The 21,782-nt window shown below is 66.1% G+C and carries 22 protein-coding genes; 11 read left to right on the plus strand and 11 right to left on the minus strand.

The genetic code is table 11. From position 1 onward, the window contains the following. Together OXG30_03220 and OXG30_03225 are read right to left on the minus strand one after the other, a co-directional pair. The coding region (locus OXG30_03220; protein ID MCY4133910.1) for an alcohol dehydrogenase catalytic domain-containing protein at positions 1 to 647 on the minus strand (647 nt) is incomplete at its 3' end. Between the two features lie 27 nt (positions 648 to 674). Beyond that, positions 675 to 3,098, minus strand: coding sequence for a CoA transferase (locus OXG30_03225; GenBank protein ID MCY4133911.1), 2,424 nt, complete (start codon positions 3,096 to 3,098; stop codon positions 675 to 677). A gap of 107 nt (positions 3,099 to 3,205) precedes the next feature. Between OXG30_03225 and OXG30_03230 the strand changes: the two genes are divergently transcribed. From OXG30_03230 to OXG30_03240, 3 genes are all read left to right on the plus strand, one after another. After that, on the plus strand, positions 3,206 to 4,477 hold the full coding sequence (locus OXG30_03230) for a cytochrome P450 (protein ID MCY4133912.1): 1,272 nt from the start codon (positions 3,206 to 3,208) through the stop codon (positions 4,475 to 4,477). Between the two features lie 44 nt (positions 4,478 to 4,521). Continuing rightward, positions 4,522 to 4,770 (plus strand): DUF2461 family protein, encoded by a 249-nt coding sequence (locus OXG30_03235; protein ID MCY4133913.1) that lies wholly within the window; start codon positions 4,522 to 4,524, stop codon positions 4,768 to 4,770. 75 nt (positions 4,771 to 4,845) lie between these two features. After that, positions 4,846 to 6,177, plus strand: coding sequence for a cytochrome P450 (locus OXG30_03240; protein ID MCY4133914.1), 1,332 nt, complete (start codon positions 4,846 to 4,848; stop codon positions 6,175 to 6,177). 21 nt (positions 6,178 to 6,198) lie between these two features. Here the strand turns inward: OXG30_03240 and OXG30_03245 are convergent, their stop codons facing one another. Then, a complete protein-coding gene (locus tag OXG30_03245) occupies positions 6,199 to 6,921 on the minus strand; it encodes a hypothetical protein (GenBank protein ID MCY4133915.1) in 723 nt (240 codons plus the stop codon). A gap of 77 nt (positions 6,922 to 6,998) precedes the next feature. Here OXG30_03245 and OXG30_03250 point away from each other — a divergent pair, with 77 nt between their 5' ends. After that, a complete protein-coding gene (locus OXG30_03250) occupies positions 6,999 to 7,862 on the plus strand; it encodes a MaoC/PaaZ C-terminal domain-containing protein (protein MCY4133916.1) in 864 nt (287 codons plus the stop codon). 38 nt (positions 7,863 to 7,900) lie between these two features. Here the strand turns inward: OXG30_03250 and OXG30_03255 are convergent, their stop codons facing one another. The 3 genes from OXG30_03255 to OXG30_03265 are packed head-to-tail and all read right to left on the minus strand — an operon-like array spanning position 7,901 to position 10,509. Then, a complete protein-coding gene (locus OXG30_03255; GenBank protein MCY4133917.1) occupies positions 7,901 to 8,737 on the minus strand; it encodes an NAD(P)-dependent oxidoreductase in 837 nt (278 codons plus the stop codon). 29 nt (positions 8,738 to 8,766) lie between these two features. After that, positions 8,767 to 8,892, minus strand: a complete 126-nt coding sequence (locus tag OXG30_03260) for an alpha/beta hydrolase (protein MCY4133918.1) — start codon at positions 8,890 to 8,892, stop codon at positions 8,767 to 8,769. A 21-nt stretch (positions 8,893 to 8,913) separates the two neighbouring features. Continuing rightward, positions 8,914 to 10,509 (minus strand): PQQ-binding-like beta-propeller repeat protein, encoded by a 1,596-nt coding sequence (locus OXG30_03265; GenBank protein MCY4133919.1) that lies wholly within the window; start codon positions 10,507 to 10,509, stop codon positions 8,914 to 8,916. 18 nt (positions 10,510 to 10,527) lie between these two features. Between OXG30_03265 and OXG30_03270 the strand changes: the two genes are divergently transcribed. The 4 genes from OXG30_03270 to OXG30_03285 are packed head-to-tail and all read left to right on the plus strand — an operon-like array spanning position 10,528 to position 13,108. Next, positions 10,528 to 10,809 (plus strand): hypothetical protein, encoded by a 282-nt coding sequence (locus OXG30_03270; protein MCY4133920.1) that lies wholly within the window; start codon positions 10,528 to 10,530, stop codon positions 10,807 to 10,809. A gap of 21 nt (positions 10,810 to 10,830) precedes the next feature. Next, positions 10,831 to 11,055, plus strand: coding sequence for a hypothetical protein (locus OXG30_03275; GenBank protein MCY4133921.1), 225 nt, complete (start codon positions 10,831 to 10,833; stop codon positions 11,053 to 11,055). Next, positions 11,052 to 12,152: a hypothetical protein gene (locus OXG30_03280; protein MCY4133922.1), complete on the plus strand. Its 1,101-nt coding sequence runs from the start codon at positions 11,052 to 11,054 to the stop codon at positions 12,150 to 12,152. The genes OXG30_03275 and OXG30_03280 overlap by 4 nt, the downstream gene beginning before the upstream one ends. Positions 12,153 to 12,205: 53 nt before the next feature. Further along, positions 12,206 to 13,108 carry a DUF6159 family protein gene (locus OXG30_03285; GenBank protein MCY4133923.1) on the plus strand — a complete coding sequence of 301 codons (903 nt, stop codon included), beginning with the start codon at positions 12,206 to 12,208 and terminating at the stop codon, positions 13,106 to 13,108. A gap of 3 nt (positions 13,109 to 13,111) precedes the next feature. Here the strand turns inward: OXG30_03285 and OXG30_03290 are convergent, their stop codons facing one another. Then, positions 13,112 to 13,516 carry a nuclear transport factor 2 family protein gene (locus OXG30_03290; GenBank protein MCY4133924.1) on the minus strand — a complete coding sequence of 135 codons (405 nt, stop codon included), beginning with the start codon at positions 13,514 to 13,516 and terminating at the stop codon, positions 13,112 to 13,114. Between the two features lie 59 nt (positions 13,517 to 13,575). On the opposite strand from OXG30_03290, the gene OXG30_03295 reads away from it, so the two are divergent. Further along, positions 13,576 to 15,975, plus strand: coding sequence for a CoA transferase (locus tag OXG30_03295; GenBank protein ID MCY4133925.1), 2,400 nt, complete (start codon positions 13,576 to 13,578; stop codon positions 15,973 to 15,975). 16 nt (positions 15,976 to 15,991) lie between these two features. Here the strand turns inward: OXG30_03295 and OXG30_03300 are convergent, their stop codons facing one another. Continuing rightward, positions 15,992 to 16,777, minus strand: a complete 786-nt coding sequence (locus tag OXG30_03300; GenBank protein ID MCY4133926.1) for an SDR family oxidoreductase — start codon at positions 16,775 to 16,777, stop codon at positions 15,992 to 15,994. A 137-nt stretch (positions 16,778 to 16,914) separates the two neighbouring features. Here OXG30_03300 and OXG30_03305 point away from each other — a divergent pair, with 137 nt between their 5' ends. Next, positions 16,915 to 17,322, plus strand: coding sequence for a hypothetical protein (locus OXG30_03305; protein MCY4133927.1), 408 nt, complete (start codon positions 16,915 to 16,917; stop codon positions 17,320 to 17,322). Here the strand turns inward: OXG30_03305 and OXG30_03310 are convergent. From OXG30_03310 to OXG30_03320, 3 genes are read right to left on the minus strand one after another with little or no spacing between them, the layout of a single operon-like run. After that, positions 17,319 to 18,332 carry an LLM class flavin-dependent oxidoreductase gene (locus tag OXG30_03310; GenBank protein MCY4133928.1) on the minus strand — a complete coding sequence of 338 codons (1,014 nt, stop codon included), beginning with the start codon at positions 18,330 to 18,332 and terminating at the stop codon, positions 17,319 to 17,321. The two genes, OXG30_03305 and OXG30_03310, sit on opposite strands and share 4 nt — an antisense overlap. Then, positions 18,329 to 20,032 carry a thiamine pyrophosphate-binding protein gene (locus tag OXG30_03315; protein MCY4133929.1) on the minus strand — a complete coding sequence of 568 codons (1,704 nt, stop codon included), beginning with the start codon at positions 20,030 to 20,032 and terminating at the stop codon, positions 18,329 to 18,331. The genes OXG30_03310 and OXG30_03315 overlap by 4 nt, the downstream gene beginning before the upstream one ends. 25 nt (positions 20,033 to 20,057) lie before the next feature. After that, a complete protein-coding gene (locus OXG30_03320; GenBank protein MCY4133930.1) occupies positions 20,058 to 20,852 on the minus strand; it encodes an SDR family oxidoreductase in 795 nt (264 codons plus the stop codon). A gap of 141 nt (positions 20,853 to 20,993) precedes the next feature. On the opposite strand from OXG30_03320, the gene OXG30_03325 reads away from it, so the two are divergent. Then, positions 20,994 to 21,761, plus strand: a complete 768-nt coding sequence (locus OXG30_03325; protein ID MCY4133931.1) for an ROK family protein — start codon at positions 20,994 to 20,996, stop codon at positions 21,759 to 21,761. The last annotated feature ends 21 nt before the right edge of the window (positions 21,762 to 21,782 follow it).

Raw genomic sequence — 21,782 nt, forward strand, 5'->3', positions numbered from 1 at the left:
GCCGCATCGGCCAGGGCTGAGGCGGTACCAGCGGCCTCCACCACGATGTCGTAGGGCTCATCGGTGAGCGGGGCCGACCCCAGGCGCTCGGCGGCCTCCTTTTGGGCGTCGTGGCGAGCAGAGATGGCCACCTCGCATCCGGCCAGGCGAGCCACGCCCAGCGCAGTCTGGCCGATCGGGCCGCCGCCGATCACGGCCACCCGCATGTCGCCCCGCAACCCGGCCAAGCGGAAGCCGTGTACCGCGATGCCCAGCGGCTCCACTAGGCAGGCATCCCGGGCGTCCACTCCCGCGGGCAACCGCACAACGGCTTCGGGCCACATAAGGATCTCGTCGGCCATTCCTCCATCGCGGGAGATGCCAGCGATGTCGGTCAGGGTGACCGGGCAGCGGTTGTAGTCGCCGGCTAGGCAGATCTCGCAGGTGCCGCAGCCGTGGATGGGCTCGATGGCCACCGGGCTGCCGTCCTCCAGCCAGCCGGCGAACTCATGACCGATGGTGAAGGTGTTGAGCATTCCCAGCTCTAGCATGTGCAGATCGGAGCCGCACACTCCCGCCGAGGCCATCTTGATCCGCACTCCCGCGCCCTCAGGAGGGGCCACCTCCACGGTGGTGGGACGGCCGTCGACGCATCGCACTGCTCTCATGGCTTCATCCTCTCACCGGGCGGGTGCTCACAGGCCCTTGGGGCGGGTGCCGATAACGCCGTCAGCCTCTAGCGCAGCGATCTTGTCAGCCGACACGCCCAGCTCGGCCAATATCTCGTGGTTGTGCTGGCCCAGGGTGGGCGAAGGAGAGGTGATCCAGCGGTCTACCGAGGCGAACCGATAGGGCATTCCCGGCATGGGGTGGGTGCCCACCGCCGGATGTTCGACCATCTCGAAAAGGCCCCGATGGGCGTGCTGGGGATTCTCGTTCTGAAGACGGGGATCCCACGCCGGAGCGGCAGGCACGCCCGCTTCCACCAACCGGGCCACGATCTCGTCAAGGTCCTGCTCGGCGGCCCAGGCGTACAGCCCCTCGTCGATGGCGTCGTGGCTCTCCCGACGACCGGCATCGGTAGCGTACTCCGGCCGATCGGCCCAGTCCGGCGACCCGAGCACCTCCACCAGCGCCAGCCACTGCTCATCGGTGGCCACAGCCAGCGCCAGCCATTGCTCATGGCCCCGGCAGGGGTAGAGCCCCTGGGGGGCGGCGTAGGGACTCCGGTTGCCGGCCCGCTCCATCACGTTGCCATAGGCGGTGTACTCCACGATCTGCTCAGCCGAGCAGTTGAGGGCGGCCTCCACCATGGTGGACTCCACGAACACTCCCTGGCCGGTGCGCTCCCGCACGGCCAGGCCCAATATCGCGGCGTAGGCGCCGTGCATCCCGGCGATGGGATCGCACGGCCCGCGCATGATGCGGGGCTGGTCGTAGAGATGGCCGGTGACCCAGGCCATGCCGGTGAGCTGCTCCATGGTCTGGGCGAACCCCACCCGATCCCGCCACGGCCCGCTCAGTCCGAACGCGGGCATCCGGGTGAACACCGCTCGGGGGTTGCGGGCCGAGACGGCCTCCCAGCTCAGGCCCCACTTCTCCACCACCCGGGGGGAGAAGTTCTCGATCACCACATCGGCACCCTCGATGAGCCGCCACAGGAGGTCCATGCCCGCCTCGGTGTCCAAGTCCAACGTCAGGTCCCGCTTGTTGGGGTTGATGGCCACAAACATCGAGCTCCACTCCCACCAGTCCTCGGTCCCGAACATGAACCCGGTCATGCGCATGCCGTCGGGGTGGCCGGTGGACTCGATGTGGATCACATCCGCGCCCAGCATGGCCAGCGTGCCGGTGGCCGACGGCCCGGCCCACCAACTGGTGAGGTCCAACACCTTTACTCCGGCCAAGGGCAGATCGTGCGAGCCGTCAGCAGCCGACGGCTCCGGCCGGGGGCGGGCTTCGATTGTGCCGGTGTGCTCGCCCAACTGGGGCGCGGGCGTGGCCGGGCGCCGCTCGCCGCCGTCGTCCATCAAGTAGGGCGGTCGGGGCTGGAGGAATCCGCCGGGGTTGCGTACGAATGCCCCCCGGGCTGCGAACTGCTCGTTGTCGAGCACGCTGCGCCCGTCGTTCACCTCGGCCACCGGTACCCGCAGATCGGAGGCGGCCTTGACGATCTCGGCCACGGTGTGGCGACTGGTCCAGGGGTGGACCATGGCATTCCACTCGTCCAAGCGGCCGGCCCTCTCCCCGATCTGGCTCCACTCGGTGTCGATCAGGTCGGGGCGCTCGATCATCAGCACGAAGCCCTGATATTGCAGGGCAGTGTTGGTGTTGAACCCCACCCAGCCGTCGAGGGCGGGCTCGATGGAGGGCGCCTCCACCGACCGGGCCACCCGGTCGAAGTCGTGGCCGCCGCCCCGCATGGAATGGGCCAGGTCGCTGAACGTGGTGGAGGCGATGCCCATCACGTCGGCAACCGCCAAATCGATGTGCTCGCCGCGCCCGGTGCGCCGGGCCCGCAGCAGCGCGGAGAGCACCGCAGGACCGGCGTAAGCCCCCGCGGTCCACTCGGCGATGCCCCCTCCGGCGTGGATCGGGGGCTGGTCGGGCCGCCCCCGACAGGCGATGGCCCCGCACTGGGCCTGCACGGTGTACTCGGTAGACGGGTGGGAAACCAGCGGACCGTCCTGTCCGTAGGGCGTCACCGACAGCACCACCAGGTGGGGGTGGCGCTCGGCCCAAGTCCGCCCCAGGCCCGATCCGGCGGGAAACGACTCCACCACTGCGTCGGCAGTGGCCACCAGCTCCTCGATCTCGGGGTCGCCGGGGGTCCCGACAATGCCCCGTTTGGAGGCGTTGAGCAACTGGAACAGCGCGCTGTCGCCCTCGAAGTCGGCCCGGGTGGCCGACCAGCGGCGTACCGGGTCGCCCTCCCCGTCCTCCACCTTGATGACGTCGGCCCCGGCGTCAGCCAACAGCTTGGTGACATAGGGGCCAGGCACCCCGGTCGAGAAGTCCACCACCCGGACGCCCTCCAGGATCGAGGCCTGCATGTGGACGCCTTCGCCCACGCTGGCTCCGTCGGCCCGCTCAGCGCCCTGGTTAGCCCCTGCTGTCATAGCTGCCTCACCGGTTCCCCGTCATTTCGCACCTCGGTATCTTGTCGCATCGGACCGTCCCGTACACTGGCCGACACTCGGCAACGATCACAGCAAAGGAAAGAACTGTGAAGCTCACCGAAGTCAACCTGCTCGACCCCGACCGATTCGTGCGCCAAGAGCACCATGAGATGTTCAAGGTGCTGCGGGACCAAGCCCCCGTCTTCTTGCACCAGGATCCCAACGGCCCGGCGTTTTGGAACGTGGTCAAACACGACGATCTGGTGGAGGTGAACCGCGACACCGAGCGCTTCTCCTCTGAGATCGGCGGCACTTCCATCCCCGACCCTGGCACCCGCGACAACGGCGGCCTCGACTCCCGGGGCGTGATGATGCTCACCACCGATCCCCCCAAGCACACCCGCTACCGGAGGCTGGTGAACAAAGGCTTCACCCCCCGAATGATCGGCCTTATCGAGCAATACCTGCGGCACCGAGCCATCCTCATTGTCGACAACGTGATCGAAAAGGGCGAGGCCGACTTCGTGGTGGATCTGGCCTCTGAACTCCCGCTCCAGGCCATCGCCGAGATCATGGGCGTGCCCCAGGAAGACCGCATGATGCTGTTCGACTGGTCCAACCGCTTGATCGGCGTCGACGACCCCGAGTACGCCGGCGGCGCCGAAGACGGCGTGGCGGCTGGTGCCGAGCTATACGCCTACACCAACCAGCTAGCCAAGGATCGGGCGGAAAACCCCCGCGACGACATCGTCACCAAGCTCATAAACGCAGAGATCGACGGCGACCGGCTGACCGAGCTGGAATTCGACATGTTCATGCTGCTGCTCACCGTGGCCGGCAACGAGACGACCCGCAACGCCACCGCCCAGGGGATGCTGGCGCTGATGGACCATCCCGAGCAGTTCGAGAGCATCAAGAACTCCCCCGACGGGGTGACCGACACCCACATCGACGAACTCTTGCGGTGGTCCACCCCGGTGCTGCACTTCCGCCGCACTGCCACCGAGGACACCGAGATCAGGGACCAGCACATCGACAAGCACGACAAGATCGTCATCTGGCACATCTCGGCCAACCGGGACGAAGAGGTGTTCGAAGACCCGTTCACCTTCGACGTGAACCGCACCCCCAACGAGCAGATCGCCTTCGGCGGCGGCGGGGCCCACTATTGCCTGGGCGCCAACCTGGCCAAGATGGAGCTGCGCCTCATCTTCCAGGAGATCATCGAGCGCATGCCCGACATCCACCGAGTGGGCGAGCCCGAGTGGCTGCGCTCCAACTTCATCGGCGGCGTCAAACACCTCCCCGTCGCCTGGACCCCCGGCCCCAAAGTCAACCCCGGCCCCGCCCCCGACCAGAACCTCTCAACCCTGGTCTAATTGGCCAGAGATCTGACCTTCGCTCGCGGTGTAGATGATGCGATGTGAGCAGCCCAGCCGTGCAGATCGTAAGCCCCCGATTTCGCATCAGCACGACTCCATGCGATAGGACACGGGTTGTACAGCCTCACTTCACTCCAGAACTCTTCGAATTCCTGTCCGACTTGCAGGCCAACAACAACCGAGAATGGTTCGCTGACAACAAGTGGCGGTATGAGCAGCACGTCAAGGAGCCGCTGCTGGAGTTCATCGAGGACTTCGGGCCGCACCTGCGCTCCAAATGGCCATGGTGAATGCGGTATCCGGCTAGCCATTACAGTCAGGACCACATCACGCTATTGAGAGTTAGGTGAACAGAGGTTGCTCATATGACCGCAGTGCCAACCGAATCGAGAGCCATAAGCGACACCTTCGCCAAGCCTCCGCCTGCTACTGAGGCCGACCCTCACAACCCGCTGCACAACGCCTTCTGGAGGCGGGACCGCCGAGTGATTGACGCCGACCTGAAAGAGGTGTGCTCCCGGCCCCTCACGTTCTATCCCGGGTTCGAATTCACCGGCGATCTGGAAAGCGTGCGGACGCCAGGCGCGTGGCTCGTCACCCGGCACTCCACGATCCTCGAGATGTCCCGCAACCCGCAGATTTTCTCCTCGTCTTCGGGGGTGACCATCAACGACTTCCCCCCGGAGTTCAACGAGTACTTCAACTCGATCATCGCCATGGACGACCCCCGCCACGCCCGCCTGAGGCGGCTCGTATCGGCGGGCTTCACCCCCCGGATGCTCGACCGTCTGGAAAGCTCGATCCACGACCAGGCCCGGCTGATCGTGGACGAGGTGTGCGAGCAGGGCGAGTGCGATTTCGTCACTGAAGTGGCGGCCCGTCTGCCGTTGCGGATCGTGTGCGACCTCATGGGGATACCTGCGTCCGAGCACGACTTCGTGTTCGATCAGACGAATGTGATTCTCGGCGCAGCCGATGAGGAGTACGTACCCGAGTCGACCGACCTGGTCACTGCCATTCTCATAGCAGGCGAGGCATTGTCGAATCTGATGGACGAGGTGGCGGAGTCGAAGGTGGGGGTGGACTCCGGCGACTTGACCAGCATTCTCGTAAACGCCGAAGTCGACGGCGAGAAGCTGACGCGTGCCGAGTTGGCCAGCTTCTTCGTTTTGCTGGTGGTGGCCGGCAACGAGACCACCCGGAACTCCACAAGCTGGGGGCTGGTGTACCTCACCGACCACCCCGACCAGCGACGCATCTGGACAGACGACTTCAAGGGCGTGGCCGCCAGCGCGGTGGAGGAGATCGTAAGGTTCGCCAGCCCTGTTTCCTACATGCGCCGCACCGCCCTGTGCGACACCGAGTTGGAGGGCCAGAAGATCGAAGAGGGCGACATGGTGGCGATGAGCTACATCTGCGCTAACCGTGATACCTCGGTGTTCGACGACCCCCACACGTTCAACGTGCTGCGCGACCCGAATCCCCATATCGGCTTCGGCGGTCCCGGGCCGCATTTCTGCCTCGGCGCCCACTTGGCCCGCAGACAAATCAAGGTGATGTTCCGCGAGCTTTTCACCCGCATCGGAGATATCCGCGCCACCGGCGAGCCGGAGCCGCTGTCTTCGGCGTTCATCCACGGCATCAAGCACCTGCCCGCCGAGTTCACCCCGTCGAAACCGGTGGGGGTAACGGGCTAGAGCTGTCGGTGCCGGGCCGTCTTAGTCGGCGACGTTCTCAGAATTCGGCCCCCGGGCTTGGGCGAGCTGGTTCAGCTTCTCGCGGTCGAGGTGGCGGAACACCCCCTCAGCGAGCGCAGTGACCTGGCCGTCTTGCAACGCGTGGCCCTTGACCTCGGTAATGGTGCCGTCGAAGGTCTCCACCCACCCCTCGAACACGGTCTCCACGTTGAGCAGCGTGGGGCGCCGGTAGCGCACCGACAGCATCATGGTGGGCCCGCTGGCGTCTCGGGTGGAGCAAGCGCTGGTGAACACCATGTCGAACGCCGCGGCGATAGCCGCCCCGTGGACGCATCCGGGCGGTCCCTCATACACGGTTGTGAACACCGCCCGGCCCCGGGTCTTGGGGGGATCGGTGTCCATGTGAACGGTCATCTCCACCGGTACCGCCGTGGGATTGCAAATGCCGGTCACATAGTCGAAGGGCGCCCGCTTGTGGGTAATGGGCGGGCCCTCAATTTCATGTCCGCCAGGGCCGTAACGGGGCGGGGGCTCGGCGGGCACATGGGCCTCGAGGCGGTCGGCTAGGGCGTTGGCCTCGTCGGCCAGCGCGGCGGTGTCAGCGGGCGAGGCGGTGTTGGTGACGGTGGCGGCCACCAGCCGTCGTACCGCGTCGGCCAGCGCCCGCAGCTCCCGCTCCCGGCTGGCCACCGCCGGATGGTCTATGGCCTGGAACGGGCCGCCTGGCTGATTGATATGGGCCACGACGGCAACGGTATGTTTTGGGTACCGTCACGGCGCAACCAGGCGCCCAAGAACCCCAATCCCGTTAGGAGTCCCCCATGCCCCTCGACCCAAACGCCGTCGGCGCCGAGAGCGATCCGAGCACCTCAAGCTGGAAGTCCAAAGATGCCCTGTTGTACTCCTTGGGCGTGGGCGCGGGCATGAGCGATCCCACCGGGTTCGAGCTGGAGTTCACCACCGAGAACACCAAAGACGTGGAGCAGAAGGCTCTGCCCACCATGTGCGTGGTTCTGGGCGGCGGTGTGGGCAGCGCCAACAGCCCTCTGGCCAAGATCGGGACCTACAACCCGGCGCTGCTGGTGCATGGCGAGCAGGGGTTCACCCTCCACAAGCCGCTGCCGGTAGCGGCCACGGTCAGTTCGGTGAGCCGCGTGGCCGGCATCTATGACAAGGGCAAGGCCGCCCTAGTTGTGCTGGAAAGCGAGGCCACCGACACCGCCGACGGCCAGCCGCTGTTCACCAACGTCACCTCGCTGTTCATCCGGGGCGAAGGGGGCTGGGACGGCGACCGGGGTCCGGCTAGCCCGCCGAAGGTGCCCGAGCGCGACGCCGACCATGTGGTCACCTACGAGACCCGTTCCGACCAGGCCCTGCTCTATCGGCTCAACGGCGACCGCAACCCGCTGCATTCCGACCCGTCGTTTGCCGCCGCCGGCGGATTCGATACCCCCATTCTCCACGGCTTGTGTACCTATGGCTTCACCGGTAGGGCGCTGCTGCACTCCCTGTGCGCCAGCGATCCGGCTCGCTTCAAGTCGATGAACGGCCGTTTCTCCTCGCCGGTGCTTCCGGGCGAGACCCTCGACGTCCACATCTGGGACGAGGGCGGCGGGTCAGCCCGGTTCCAGACCAGGGTGGGCGACCGGGTGGTGCTCGATGCCGGGACCGTTACCTTCGAGTAGCCGCCGGGTACTGCCCGAGCCCTAGTCCCGCGTCGCGGCTACTCGCCGAATGCGGCATCGATGTGCTGGTCGACCAGCGCAGTGATGGGCAACTCGACGCCCAATTCCTCGCCCAAGGCGAGCGCGCCGCCCAGGTCTTTGTGGGCAATGCGGGTGAAGCTGCCGCCGAACGCGAGGGGCGGATAGACGATCGGGCGGGTGAACACGCCCATATGAGGGCCGATGTTGCGGTCGGAATAGCTCACGATGTCGGCGAACGCCTTCAAGTCCACGTCGGCGGCTGCGGCCAACGAGATGGCCTCGAAGGCCACGGCCATTTCGGCGTAGCTGATGAGGTTTCGGGCCACTTTTGCTCGCAGCCCTGCGCCCAGGGGGCCGACGTTGACCACCATGCCGCCATAGCGCTCGAAGTGGGGGCGCCCCTGCTCGGTGTGCGCCTCATCACCCCCGCAAAACACCACCAGGTCACGACTTCGAGCCGCATAGGTGCCGCCGGTGACCGGAGCGTCGATCAGCGCCACCCCGGCTTCGTCGGCCTCGGCGGCCAGCTCGACCACCGTGGCGGGCAGAACGGTGGAGTGAACAGCCACCATCGCCCCCGACTCGGCCGCCCCGGCGATGGCCCCATCGGCACCCCGACACACCTGGCTCACCTGGGCGTCATCGATCACCACCACCGCCACCAAGTCCACCTGGCAGGCCAGCTCCCCTACCGAGGCGGCCGGTGTGCCGCCCAGATCGGCAAACCGGTCCATGGCCTCGGCAGATATGTCGTAGCCCACCACGGTCACCTCGTCGTCCCACTGGCCGGTGAGCACGCCCTCAGCGATAGCGCCGCCCATGTCGCCCAGTCCGATGATTCCCAGTCGAGTCATGGCAATGGTCTCTTTCTGCTCAGGGGTCTTCAGCGAATGGGGCGGAAGAAGGCCCGTACCTCTTCCACCAGCACATCGGGGTTTTCAAGGGCGGGGAAGTGGCCGCCGTCGTCAACCTCGGTCCACCGGGTGATGTTGTAGTAGGGCTCGGCCACGGCGTCAGGATATGCGAGCGCTCAACGATCGCCGATGGCGTAGAAGCCGCCGACGCGGTCGGCTACATAGATAACGCCCTTCCACACCGCAGGGGTGGCCTCCACACAGCCGCCCAGCGACATGCGCCACAGCTCGGGCGGTTCAACCGAGGGGAGCGAGATGTCGTAGGCGTAGATGTTGCCCGCGCAGTCACTTTGCATAAGCACCTCGCCGATCACCACCGGTGATGACCACACCGGACCGATCAGCCGCTTGAACCAAACGACCTCGCCGGTCTCGCGGCTCAACCCGTACAGGAAGCCGGCGTTGGTGGGCACGTACACCATCTCTTCGGTCAGCGCCGGGGTGGCCCACACCCCGTCGATGTCAGCGTTGCGGAGGTCTGTGCCCCAAACCAGGGGATCCTCGGCCAAAGGGTCGAGCTTGAGCATCTGGCCCAACTCCTGGCTGCGGGCATTGCCCCGCTCATACTCCACACCCACGTACAAGAAGCCCTCGCCGTCGGCCACCACGGTGGCGTCCACGTCGTCGCCCGCCCAGTAGCGGAACACCCGCTCGGGCACCTGTCCGTCGGCCACCCCGGAGATGTCCCAGCCCTGCACTAGGCCCCCGGAGTTGGCGAAATAAAGGGTGTTGCCCACCACGGTCATTCCCGCCTCAATGGATACGTTGCCGTCGGTCACCACGTTGAGCAGCTCGTCGTCCCAGCCGGGGTTGGAGAACACCACTTCGGGATCGACGGTCACCATCCCGTCAGCGCCGAAGCCGCGGTTCAGCTTGATGATGAAGAAGTGGCTGTTCTCCCCGCCCTGGAACAGGTAGTCGTCCAACACCAGGGAGGCGCCGTCCCAATCGTCGTTCCACAGCACCGGCGACACTTCATTGGCATGCATTGACCAGAGCTGGGTCGGCTCCTCCCGGTCGAAGGCAATGATCCGGTATTCGTTGTCGCGCGCTCCGAAGTACACCAGGGGATAGCCGTCGGGATCGACGGTCACCGAACCCTTTACAAGATCGCCCACGACGAACTCGGGCAGCAGTTGCTCGCCGGTAGCGGCGTCCAGGAAGTGGACCCCCGGGGTGTAGGTGCCCGCAATCACCCAGGTGCGCTCATCCCACTCGATCACCGCCGGTTGGCCAGTCCAGCCCGCGCCGCACCACAGGGTGGTGCCCGCTTCCCAAGTGGTGAGCGAGCACAGATCCCGCTCGTCGCTTCCGGTGAACCGCCATAGCACCTCCGGCGCCTGGGGAGCCGGACCTGTGCCGTAAAAGGTGCGGGTGGGATTGCCCCGGAAGGTGAGCAACCCGGGCATACCGCTGGACGGCTGGAAGGCAGTGGCTGGATCCACCCAGCCGGGATAGGGCGTGGGTGTGGGTACCGGAGTGGGCGTGAGGGTGGGTGCCTCGGTGGGGGTGGTTTCTCCAGTGGGCGTGGGTTCGGGCGAAGGCGGGGCCGTCGATGCGGGAGTCGAGACAGGCGACGACGGGATCGGTGCCGGTGAAGTGGTGAACACGGGATCTTCCTCAACGAAGAACTGCCGATCCACCACCACGGCCACAACTCCGACGGTGGCGGCGATCACCGCAATCACAGCCCATGCTTTCCACTGACGCACTTGCACTACCGTAGAGCCATGGCGATCGAATACTTGGACCCACAGGCTGATCCGGGCAAATCAGTAACCCCTTACGAGCTGTCCGCAGGAAGCGGAGCTCTCACCATCGGGCTGTTGGCCAACGGATTTCCCGACTCGGTGCCGTTCATGGATGCGGTGGGCGAGAGCCTGCGTAGGGTGCGCCCCGACGTGGAGGTTCGAGCCTGGAACAAGGGCAACGCCTCGATGGTGGCCGACGACCAGCTCATGGGCGAGATCACCGAGACGTGCGACGCGGTGGTGGCTGCGTACGGCCATTGAGGCAGTTGCACCAGCGGCACCGTGCGTGACGCCATCAAAGCCGCCCACCACGACACCCCAGCGGTGGCTTTGGTGACCACCAAATTCTCCCCCCAGGGCGACTTCGTATCCCGGTCGGCGGGCATGCCCGACATTCCCCGGGTGATCCTCCCCCACCCGGTAGCCGGCACCGGGGAAAAGGCCATGAAGATGGTGGCCGACGACATCGCTGACGAGGTGCTCCAGGCGCTGGGCACCGCCGAATGAGCAAACGGCTGACAGCGCTCTCCGAGGAGGACGCTCTCGAACAGCTCCACGAGGCGGGATGCACCGACGGCCTGCCCGTGGTGATACCCACCCCGGCCCGGGTCGAGCGCATGGTTCTGGCCTCGGGCCTCGACGGCGATGTCTCGCTGGGCCAGCTTGGCCCCAACCTGGGCGAGGCCACTGTGGAGAAGGCCGCCATTGCTGCGGTGATGGCCGGCTGTCTGTCCGACTACTTCCCGGTGGTGGTGGCCGCTGTCCGGGCGGTGTCCGACCCCCGGTTGGACATGACCGAAGTACAGGCCACCACCCACAACCTGGGGCCGCTGCTAGTGGTCAACGGACCGGCGGTAGGAGCGTGCGGCATCGCCTCGGGCTTCGGCGCGCTGGGCCCCGGCCACCGGGCCAACGCAAGCATTGGCCGGGCGGTGCGCCTGGCCATGATCAACATCGGCGGCGGGCGACCGGGCACCTCCGACATGGCGCTGCTCGGCCATCCCGGCAAATTCACTTTTTGTCTGGGCGAGGACGAGGAGGCCAGCCCCTTCCCGCCGCTGCACACCTCACTGGGCTATGGCATCGACCAGAGCACGGTCACAGTGTCATGCACCGAAGGGCCGCATTCGGTGCTGTGCTTTCCCGACGACAACCCCGAGGTGTACGCCGACCACCTGCTGAATGTGCTGGCCGCCTCGCTGTCGGGGCTGGGGGCCAACAACACACATTTCGCCCGGGGAACTCAGGTGCTGGTGCTCAACCCCGACCACGCCATCGCCCTGGCCGACGTGGGCCACGACCGGGCCTCCATCGCCGAGGCACTCCATCAACGGGCCAAGCGATCCTGGTCGGAGCTGTCTGCGGTTCGGGCCCGGGGTTCGGGCATCGACCGCCATCAGCGCAGCCAAGGCGAAGATCCAGACGTGACAATCCATGCCCTGAGCAGCCCCGAGGCCCTGCTCATCCTGGTCGCCGGAGGCACCGGCCTGTACTCCGCGGTCATGCCCTCCTGGGGGGCCGGTCCCCACGGCAACGGCCACATCACCGTGGAGATCGACTTCGACCAGTCCTGCGAAGTGCCGCTGGTACGAGCCAGTCAATAGCCCTCGAATTCGTCGCCGCAAAACCGTCGTCCTTCGCTGGTAGCATTTCGGCTATGGGTCGATTTCGCCGAACTATGGACACCGCCAAAGCGTCATGGGCGGTTTTGCAACATGATCGAGAACTGGCGATCTTGCCGATACTGGGGGCACTGGCCTCGATAGCGGTGGTATTAGCCGTTGGCCTGCCCATCTGGCTTTCCACCGATGGGATTGACGACGGGGGCAGCAGCGCGGGAAGCGATCCCATGCTGTGGATTGGCGGGATCATCATCTTGCTTGCCGTCACAGTCATCACCGTGTTCTTCAACGCCGCAGTGGTATCGGGAGCCCGGGAGAGGTTCAGCGGGGGTGATCCCACAATCTCCAGCGCCATCAAGGGTGCGTTCTCCCGGCTTCACGTGATCGTGCCCTGGGCGATTCTCGCGCTGACCGTCGGGATGATCATTCGACTGATACAGAGTTCGGACAACATCGTCGCTCGCATTCTCGGCAGCCTCCTCAACATGGCCTGGGGGGTGCTCACCTTCCTGGTAGTGCCCATCCTGGTGGTCGAGCAGACCGGGCCGTTCCAGTCGCTGAGCCGCTCAGGAGAGCTGCTGCGCCACACTTGGGGTGAGAACTTGATCGCCCAGGTGGGGTTCGGCATCATCGGATTCGTGGTCGCCATCCCAGGCATCATCATCATCGCTTTGGGGGCGTCAGCAGGATCGGTAGGCGCACTGGTCGCGATCGTTATCGGGTTTGGCTGGATCGCTTTGGTGTCGGTGGTGATCAGCACCCTCACCGCCATCTTTCAAATGGCTCTCTACATCTACGCCACCACCGGCCAGGTGCCCATGGGGTTCGAGCAATCCGGCATCAGCGACACTTTCAACGAACGGTCCCAAGGTCCCCTCATGCGAGGCTTCGGCGGTGGGGGTCTTGGCGGCGGGGGCTTCGGGGGCGGCAGGTTCTAACCGCTAGCCCTCAGCAGGCGCCATCGCAGCCCGGGCTATTTCCGGGTTGAGGTACTCCCTGGTAAAGCAGACTTTGCCGTCGCGGAAGCGCCATACGCCGATATAGCGGTTGGAGTAGCGGCGGCCGGTAGGGATCACCTCACCCTGGCTGACATATTCGGCGATCAGCAGATCGGGATCGGCGCACGGGTACACCTCCGTGATGTGCAGGGTGAAGCGGAACAATTGGAAAGCTCCCACTAGCCGCTCCCGCACCGCCTCTTTGCCCTCGGTCCGATCCAGATTCTCGGGATGGGCGTAGGGCAGCTCCAGCACATAGTCGTCGGTGTAGTGGGCCACCACTGCGTCGGCATCGCCCATGGAGTCGAACACCGACTGAAGGATCTCAAGGTTGGTCCGCTTGCTCATCTCGCTAGTTGACCACGTTCTTCGAACCCGCGTGAATGCTGGGGGTAGTGTCGCGCTTCGTGTCTTCGAATGAACTGCCGCTGAGCGGCCTGAGGGTCATCGACATGGCCGACATCAAGGGTGAGTTGGCTGGGCGGTTGCTGGCCGACTTCGGTGCCGACGTGATCCGGGTGGAGCCGCCCAGCGGGGCCGAATCCCGGCGCATGCCCCCGTTCGCCCCCGAAGGCGACACCAGCCTGTACTTCGCCTTCCGCAACTTCAACAAGCGGGGCATCACCGTGGATGTGACCGCGGCTGAGGGACAGGCCCAGCTACGAGAACTGCTGGCCAGCGCCGACGTGTGGATCGAGTCCTCCAAGCCGGGAACACTGGCCCCCTACGGACTGGATCCCCGAGAGGTTTCCACCGAATTAGAGCATTTGTTGGTGCTGTCAATCACCGACTTCGGCCAGGAAGGTCCCTATGCCCAATTCGAGGCCACCGACGAAGTGATCCAGGCTCTGAGCGGCCATCTTGCCGCCTCCGGCATCCCGGAGAAGCCGCCGCTGCTCATCCCCGGCGCCTTCGCCTACGACGCCGCCGGGGTGGTGGGCGCGTTGACCGTGCTCATCGGCCTGGTGGCCAAACAGCGCACCGGGCGGGGCCAGCACTTGGACTTCTCAGTGCTGGAGGCGGCCATCCAACTCAATACCTGGCAGCTGGCCAACATGCAGCCCACCTTGGACGCTGGCATTGATCCGCCCATTGTCCGTTCGGGCACCACCGTGGTGTACCCGCTGTTCGAGACGGCCGACGGATTCATCACCATGGTGATCCTCAGCCCCCGCCAGTGGTTCGCCATGTGGGAGTGGATGGGCCGTCCCGAGGCGTTCGCCGACGAGATGTGGAGCCAGACCATCACCCGGATCATGAACGGCGACGTGTTGAACCCGGTGATCGCCGAGCATTTTGCCCCCATGATGATGGAAGAGGCCGCGGCCGAGGCTCAGCGCCGAGGCGTAGTAGTCACCCCCATGCTCAAGCCATCCGACATCCTGGTGAACGAGCACTACGTGTCCAGATCGACGTTCGTGCCGATGGACGTGTCCCCCGGCGTGCAGGCGGCCGCGACCTCGGGATTCATGGAGATGAACCAAGAGCGCCAGGGGTTCCGGTTCGGAGCACCGGCAGTGGGCGAGCACGACGACGAGGTGGCCGCGGAGGTGGCGGTCGCCGAGCCCCGAGGGCCCGTGCCTGATGCCGGTGAGTTGGCCCATCCGCTGGCCGGGCTGCGGGTGCTGGACTTCGGCCACGGCGGCGTGGGCGTGGAGGGCGGGCGGATGCTGGCCGAATACGGCGCCGACGTGATCAAGATCGAGACCCGCACCTATCCCGACTTCATGCGATTGGTGACCGGCACCGAGATGACGGCTTCGTTCGCCTCGTCGAGCCGCACCAAGCGCAGCTTCGGGGTCAACTCCAAGATTCCCGAGGGCCTCGCGGTGCTGAAGGAACTGGCCAAAACAGCCGACATCGTGATCGAGAACAACTCCACCGGCACCATGGACGCCATGGGGGTGGGCTATGAAGCGCTCAAAGAGATCAACCCCGGAGTGTGCATGGCCAGCAGCCAGCTCATGGGCTCGACCGGAGCCTACGCCGACTGGATCGGCTACGGGCCCACCATCCAAACCGTGGGGGGCATCAAGTACCTGTGGAACTTCACCGACGGCGACCCGCCGCCGGGGTCCAACGCCATTCACCCCGACCACCTGGCCGGACGGCTGTGCGCTCTGGGCGCACTGGTCGGGTTGCTGAACCGGGAGCGCCGGGGCGAAGGGTCCCAAGCCGAGATCAGCCAAGCTGAGGCGCTGGTCAACACGTTGGGCGACTTGTTCATGGCCGAGTCGCTCAGCCCCGGATCGGTACAGCCGGTGGGCAACGACTCCGACCAGGGCGCTCCCTGGGGTGTGTTCCAGTGCGCCGGCAACCAGCAGTGGAGCGTGGTGTGTGTGCGCCACGACGCCGACTGGGCCGCGCTCAAGCAAGCCATGGGCAACCCGGCCTGGGCCGACGACTCGGCCTACGACACTGTGGTCGGCCGCATGGCTGCCCGGGAAGCAGTCAACGCCGGAGTGGCTGAGTGGACCGCCAACCTCTCACCGCTGGAAGTCCAAGATGCCTGCCAGGCCGTCGGCGTCCCCGGCTCGGCCATGCTGACCGCCTTGGATCACATGACCGACCCCCACCTCAGCGAGCGTGGGTTCCCGCTCGAGGTTTTCCAACCCGGCGCCGGCAACCTGGTGCTGGAAGGCCCCTGCTTCTACGGCAGCGAAATGCCCACGCCCCCGGTCCACGCCGCCCCCCTCCTCGGCGAGCACACCCGCCAGATCTGCATCGAGGATCTGGGCATGGACCCCGCCGAAGTGGACCGGCTCGTCGAAATGGGCGCCCTCGAAGTCCCGCTACCCGAGGACTGATCGGCCAGCAGCGCGGTTAGCCGATGACGAGACCCCCGTTGGGGGTGATGGTCTCGCCGGTGACGAAGTCGCTCTCGTCGGAGGCCAGGTAGAGGGCGGCATAGGCGATGTCCTCAGGCTGGCCGATGCGGCCCGCGGGGGTGATCATCTTGAGTCCCTCGATCATGGTCTCGTCCACTCCGGCCACCATCGGGGTGTCGATGACGCCGGGGCACACTGCGTTGGCCCGGATGCCGTGGGGAGCGCAGAATCGGGCCATCGCCCGGACGAACCCCAACAGGCCGGCCTTGGCAGTGGCGTAGTGAATCGGCCCCCACCCGGCCAGTCCGGCGATGGACGACATGCAGATAACTGACGCCTTCAGGTCGGTGTCGATGACTCGGGACAGCATGGCCCGGGTGCAGTAAAAGGCGCCGTTGAGATGGATGTCGAGCATCCGCTGCCAGCCGTCGTCGCCCATGTCCACGATCTGGCGATCGCCACCGGTGTTTCCCTCCCCGGAGCCGTCACCGGGGGTGCTGTCCACGCCAGCGTTGTTCACCAGCACGGTAACCGGCCCGAAGCGGTCGTCGATGTCGGCGAACATGGCCTCGATGGCCTTGCTGTCGGACACGTCGCAAGCTGCGCTCATGGCCTCGCCCCCGTTGGCGATCACCTGATCGGCGGTGGCCGCAGCCGCGGCCTCGTTGAGGTCTTGCACCACCACCTTGGCGCCCTCGCTGGCGAACAACACGCTGATGGCGGTGCCTAAGCCGCCACCTCCACCGGTTACCAGGGCAACTTTGCCGTCCAGTCTTCCCATGAGTGTGTCCTCCTGTTCGTGGTCGTCGGCGAGGTCCCACCGACTGTCAGCGAAGCGGTGTGATTGCTGCCGTTCGCCGATAAATTTCCTGTAAGGCACCATGACACCCCGATACCGAAACCCACAAGCCGAGACCGATGCCATCGTGGGCGGCGGTGGGCGGCGAGTTGGTGGCTTTCATCTGCGACTGGTTCGGGATGGCCACTGCGGCGCTGGAAGAACTGCGCTGCACCCCGGACGCACCAGACCCCAGCCGGGTGCAGCTGTGGCCGGGCCACTTCGACGTTGCAGTGGAGATCGGCGATGCCGACTCTGAGCGCATCACCCGGGCCACCTACGGGGCATCGCCAGGAGACGCGGCCCACTCCGAGCCCTACCTGTATGTGGGACCTTGGGGCCCGGTGGACCCAGGAGACCCGTTTTGGAATGACAATGCCTTCAGCGGGGCGTCGCTGCCCTATGCGGCGATTCAGGGCGACCCCAACCCCTGCGGCGTAGCCCTGGGCTTCTACCGCCAGGCCTTCAGCCGCCTGATTGCCAGCTAGCGAGAACCCGAGAGCGAGGCCACAACCGGAGCGAAGCTGGTAATGGTCTCGGCCAACCCCTCGGCGGCGCTGGAGCGGGCGGTGGCCGCCAGATTGAGGCTGGCGCTGGTGAACCCCATGTCCAACACGCCGAGGAGTTGATCGGCACACTCGTCCGGCGTGCCGACGACGGTGAACGCCTGCACCAGCCGGTCGTCGATCAACGTGTCCAATTCGGGGTCGTCAAACCGGTTGTGGTCGAAGTACCAGCCCCGACTGCGGGCCAACGCAGCCTCGACGGCCGCCATGCGGTCGGGGGCCACATCCAGTTCGGGCGGTCGAATGATGGTCAGATAGTGAGCGACATACCGTTTGACGCTGCTTCGAGCCAGGTCGCCGTCGGGCGAACAGCACAGCGTGAGCCGGGGAGCGGTCTCGAAATCGTCCAAAGTGCGCCCGGACCGAGCCGCGCCCTCGGCCAGCCACACCCGGTAAGTGTCAGCTAGATCGGCCGACAAGAAGCGGCCGCCGACGAGGGCGATGTCGGCCACCTCGCCGGCCAATCGCATCACCTGGGGGCTTCGGGTGCCGATGGACAGGGGCACCGGATGGGCGGCGGGGCGAATCAATCGCTCGCCGCCTACCTCTCCCCCTTCCAATAGGGCGCGGATGTCGGCCACCGCCTGGCGTAGCGCACCCACCGGCTTGGGATAGTCGATGCCCAGCGGCTCCAAGCCGGCCCCCACGCCCAGCCCGCAGAACGCCCGGCCGGGGGCCAGGTCGTCCAGGGTGGCCAGAGCTCCGGCCAGCACCACCGGATGGCGGGTATAGGGATTGGTGACCATGGCGCCGACCGCGATCCGGCTGGTGGCCTGGGCGCAGAGGGCTTGGAGCATGAAGCAGTCGGGCCAGTAGACGACATCGGAGATGCCCAGCCGGTTGAACCCGGCATCCTCCACAAGCTGGGCCAGCATTACCGCATCAGCGGTGCTCATCCCCGGGCTGATCTCAGCCTCAAGGGTGATGCTCATGATGAGCGGGAGTCGCGAACTCGTACCAGGTCGGACGATTGGTCGGGGTCGGTGGAAACTTCGATGAGCACCGGGCCGTCGGCGGCTAGCGACGAGACCAGGGCGTCGGCCAGCGCAACGTCATCATCCACCCGGTGGCCGTACATGCCGAAGGCCCGGGCAACCGCGGCGAAGTCGTGGTCGTCGATGTCGACGGCGGTTCGGCGATCCGGCCCCTGGAAGTCGTAGACGTTGCCCAGCATCCGATTGTTGAGCACCAGGAACGTCACCGGCAGGCTGTACTCCACCGCGGTGGCCAGGTTGTGCAGCGACATCAAAAAGCCGCCGTCGCCGCTGATCGACAGCACCCGCTCGCCGGGGTGGACCATGGCCGCGGCCAGCGCGGCGGGCGGACCCCAGCCCATGCCCAAGTGCCCGCCGGGCAGGTGCAGCCGTCCGGGGGTGCGGGCGTCGAGGTAGTGGTAGGCGAAGATGCGGTTATTGCCTGCGTCAAGGGTGATCCGGCCGTCGGCGGGCCACACCTCGTTGAGCACCTGCATCACCCGCTGGGGCGGCACCGGGCCGGCCGGCTCATGCAGCACGGGGGGGTCCTCGGCCCTTGACTTGATCTCGGCCAGGTCGGCCCATCGGTCGTTGGCCAGGTCCTCATCGACCCCCACCGCAGGAACAAGCTCGGTCAATAACGATCCCAGCTCGGCGTGAATGCCCAACTCCACCGGGAAGCTCACCCCCAGGTTGGCGGCTTCAATGTCGACTTGGACAATTCGCTGGCGGTCGGCATCCAGCCAAGTGGGCGACTCCACCAGGGTGTCATGGGGGTTGAGACGCGATCCCAGCACCACCACAGCGTCGGCTCGGGCCAGCAGATCGAACGCTCCCTGCCAGCCGAACGGGCTGAGCGGACCGCCCGCCCACGGGTGGTCGTCGGCAATCACCCCCCGGGCCTTGGCGGTGGTCACCACTGGAGCCGCGGCCCGGCGGGCCAGGGCATCCAGCTGGTCGTAGGCCTGGGCTTGGTGGATGCCGTTTCCGGCCACGATTACCGGGCGCCTGGCCCCCGCCAGCAGTTCGGCCAACGCGGCCACCGCTGATGCGTCGGGCCGGGGCGGGGCAGCCGATGCCACCCGGTTCCGCCGGTAGAGGCGGGGATGGCGGGCTTCGTCGGTGCGCCGGAAGATGGCGTCGAGGCGAAACACCACCGCGGCCGGACCGGGGCGGCCCGAGGTGGCGTGGTGGATGGCCAGCTCCACCGCATGCACCGCCTCGTTGGGGGTGGTGGCCACGCTCATGAACTTGGTCATCCCCGACAGGATGCGGGGCAGGTCCACCGAACCGTGGTCGCCGGTGGTGCCCTGGGTAGGGGCGTGCTGGGGGATGCCGTGATCGGTCATCTCGGTGAGCACCAGCATGGGGGTGCCCGACAGGTACCCCTCCATCAGGCCGAATCCACCGGAGGAGGCGGCGAACGGCCCCTGGCCGGTGAACACGCCGGGCTGGCCGGTGAGTCGGCCGTACATGTCGGCCATGACCGAAGCCTGGTGTTCGTGGGCCGCTCTCACGCTGTTCACCCGGTCGGCCACTTTCCTCAGCCCGTCGAACACCTTGATGGAATAGCCCCCCGGCACCCCGAATACATGGGTGATGCCAGCATCGGCCAGCACCTCGGCGATGGCGATGCCCGCGGGGGTCCTGTCGCTCATGGGATCGAAAAGAGACGCTCGTCGGTCATGACCCGCCGATCCAGTGCCCGGCGTTCACATCCAACGATGCCCCGGTGATGGGCAAAGAGAGATCGGAGGCGAAGAACAAGGCGGCTCCCGCGATCTCGGCAGCGTCGGGGAGATACTTGAGCGCGGTCTCCCCCGCGGTCTCGTCGTAGACCACCTGGTAGTCCACCCCCCGGGCATCGGCTTGGCCTTGGAGGAAGTTGCGGACCGCGTCGGCGAAGATGTACCCGGGCAGGACGCTGTTCACCCGGATGCCGTCGGGGCCGAGTTCTTTGGCCAAGATCTTGGTGATGTTCTCCAACGCGGCCTTGGAGCTGCTGTAGGCCCCCCAGCCTGCTTGCCGGATGCGGATGGACATGGTGTTGATGAAGATCACGCGCCCGGCCCCGGAGTCCCGCAAGGCGGGGATGCAGGCCCGGGTCATGGTCAGCGACCCGAAGAAGTTCACGTCGAACACGTTGCGCCAGCGGTCCAAATCGGCGTTCTCCACGTTGACGACAGGAAAACCGTCGTTAAAGGCGTTGTTCACGCAGACGTCCAGCCGCCCCAGCTTCTCCACCGCGGCATCGGCCAGTGCTTGGCATTGGTCGGGGTCAGTGATGTCGGTCGACTGCCACACCGTGCGGCGGCCCATCGCCTCGATCTCGGCGGCCAGCGGCTCCATCACCTCAGTACGGCGGGCACCCATCACGATGTCGGCCCCTTCGCGGGCATAGAGCCGGGCGATTTCGATGCCCAGACCGAGTCCGATGCCCGACACCAGCGCTACTTTTCCAGCCAGCATGTCTGCCATTGCTCAACCCCTGTTTCTGTCACCGGATTCGGTCTGCTCTGTCCGATTCCAGGTTCTTTCCAGCTTCGCGCAACCCGCGCTCAACTCCCCTGCCGGGGAGGGCCGCTGGTACCTTCGTCGGGCGGGAAACCGGTATCGGCTATGAGCGCAGCATTCGGGATCGACATAGGGGGCAGCGGGATGAAGGCCGCGCCGGTAGATGTGGACACCGGCAAGCTGCTCGAAAAACGACTCCGGATTCCCACCCCCAAGCCCGGCGTTCCCGACGAAGTAGCCGATGTGGTCGACCAACTGGTGACCTCGTTCGGGTGGACCGGTCCGGTGGGCTGCGCCTTTCCCGCGCCCATCGTCGGCGGCACCGTCAAATGGGTGGCGCATTTGGACGACTCGTGGGCCGGGGTTGACATTGCTGAGACGATGAGCAATCGGATCGGCGCCCCGGTGACGATCATCAATGACGCCGACGCCGCCGGAATCGCGGAAATGACCCACGGTGCTGGAGTGGGCCGAAACGGGACGGTGTGCTTCACGGCTTTCGGCACCGGAATCGGAAGCTCGGTGTTCGTAAACGGGAGCCTGGTGCCCAATACCGAGTTCGGCCACCTCTACCTGGCCGGACATGACGGTGACGTGGAGGCGTGGACGGCAGCCAAGGTCCGCAAGCAGGATCACTTGGACTGGCCAACGTGGGTGGGACGGGTTCAGGAATATCTGGAGCACCTCGAGAGGATCATCTCGCCTGGTCTGTTCATCCTCGGCGGCGGCATCAGCAAGGATTTCAACCTCTGGGGTCCGCTGCTGGACATCGACACCGAGGTCGCCGTCGCCGAGATGCGCAACAACGCCGGCATAGTGGGTGCGGCTATGGCTTCCGTCGGTGCAGGAGCACCCGGCTCCGGGGCCAGCTGATCCCTAGGACAGCCGGAAAGC

This window comes from bacterium, assembly GCA_026708015.1.
Taxonomy (GTDB): domain Bacteria; phylum Actinomycetota; class Acidimicrobiia; order Acidimicrobiales; family Bin134; genus Poriferisocius.

Excerpts from the sequence above, each read along its gene's own strand:
- OXG30_03240 (MCY4133914.1), top strand. The coding sequence starts at position 4,846 with ATGACCGCAGTGCCAACCGAATCGAGAGCCATAAGCGACACCTTCGCC.
- OXG30_03250 (MCY4133916.1), top strand. The coding sequence starts at position 6,999 with ATGCCCCTCGACCCAAACGCCGTCGGCGCCGAGAGCGATCCGAGCACC.
- OXG30_03305 (MCY4133927.1), top strand. The coding sequence starts at position 16,915 with ATGCCATCGTGGGCGGCGGTGGGCGGCGAGTTGGTGGCTTTCATCTGC.
- OXG30_03280 (MCY4133922.1), top strand. The coding sequence starts at position 11,052 with ATGAGCAAACGGCTGACAGCGCTCTCCGAGGAGGACGCTCTCGAACAG.
- OXG30_03320 (MCY4133930.1), bottom strand. The coding sequence starts at position 20,852 with ATGGCAGACATGCTGGCTGGAAAAGTAGCGCTGGTGTCGGGCATCGGA.
- OXG30_03255 (MCY4133917.1), bottom strand. The coding sequence starts at position 8,737 with ATGACTCGACTGGGAATCATCGGACTGGGCGACATGGGCGGCGCTATC.
- OXG30_03300 (MCY4133926.1), bottom strand. The coding sequence starts at position 16,777 with ATGGGAAGACTGGACGGCAAAGTTGCCCTGGTAACCGGTGGAGGTGGC.
- OXG30_03325 (MCY4133931.1), top strand. The coding sequence starts at position 20,994 with ATGAGCGCAGCATTCGGGATCGACATAGGGGGCAGCGGGATGAAGGCC.
- OXG30_03270 (MCY4133920.1), top strand. The coding sequence starts at position 10,528 with ATGGCGATCGAATACTTGGACCCACAGGCTGATCCGGGCAAATCAGTA.
- OXG30_03225 (MCY4133911.1), bottom strand. The coding sequence starts at position 3,098 with ATGACAGCAGGGGCTAACCAGGGCGCTGAGCGGGCCGACGGAGCCAGC.
- OXG30_03315 (MCY4133929.1), bottom strand. The coding sequence starts at position 20,032 with ATGAGCGACAGGACCCCCGCGGGCATCGCCATCGCCGAGGTGCTGGCC.
- OXG30_03310 (MCY4133928.1), bottom strand. The coding sequence starts at position 18,332 with ATGAGCATCACCCTTGAGGCTGAGATCAGCCCGGGGATGAGCACCGCT.
- OXG30_03290 (MCY4133924.1), bottom strand. The coding sequence starts at position 13,516 with ATGAGCAAGCGGACCAACCTTGAGATCCTTCAGTCGGTGTTCGACTCC.
- OXG30_03285 (MCY4133923.1), top strand. The coding sequence starts at position 12,206 with ATGGGTCGATTTCGCCGAACTATGGACACCGCCAAAGCGTCATGGGCG.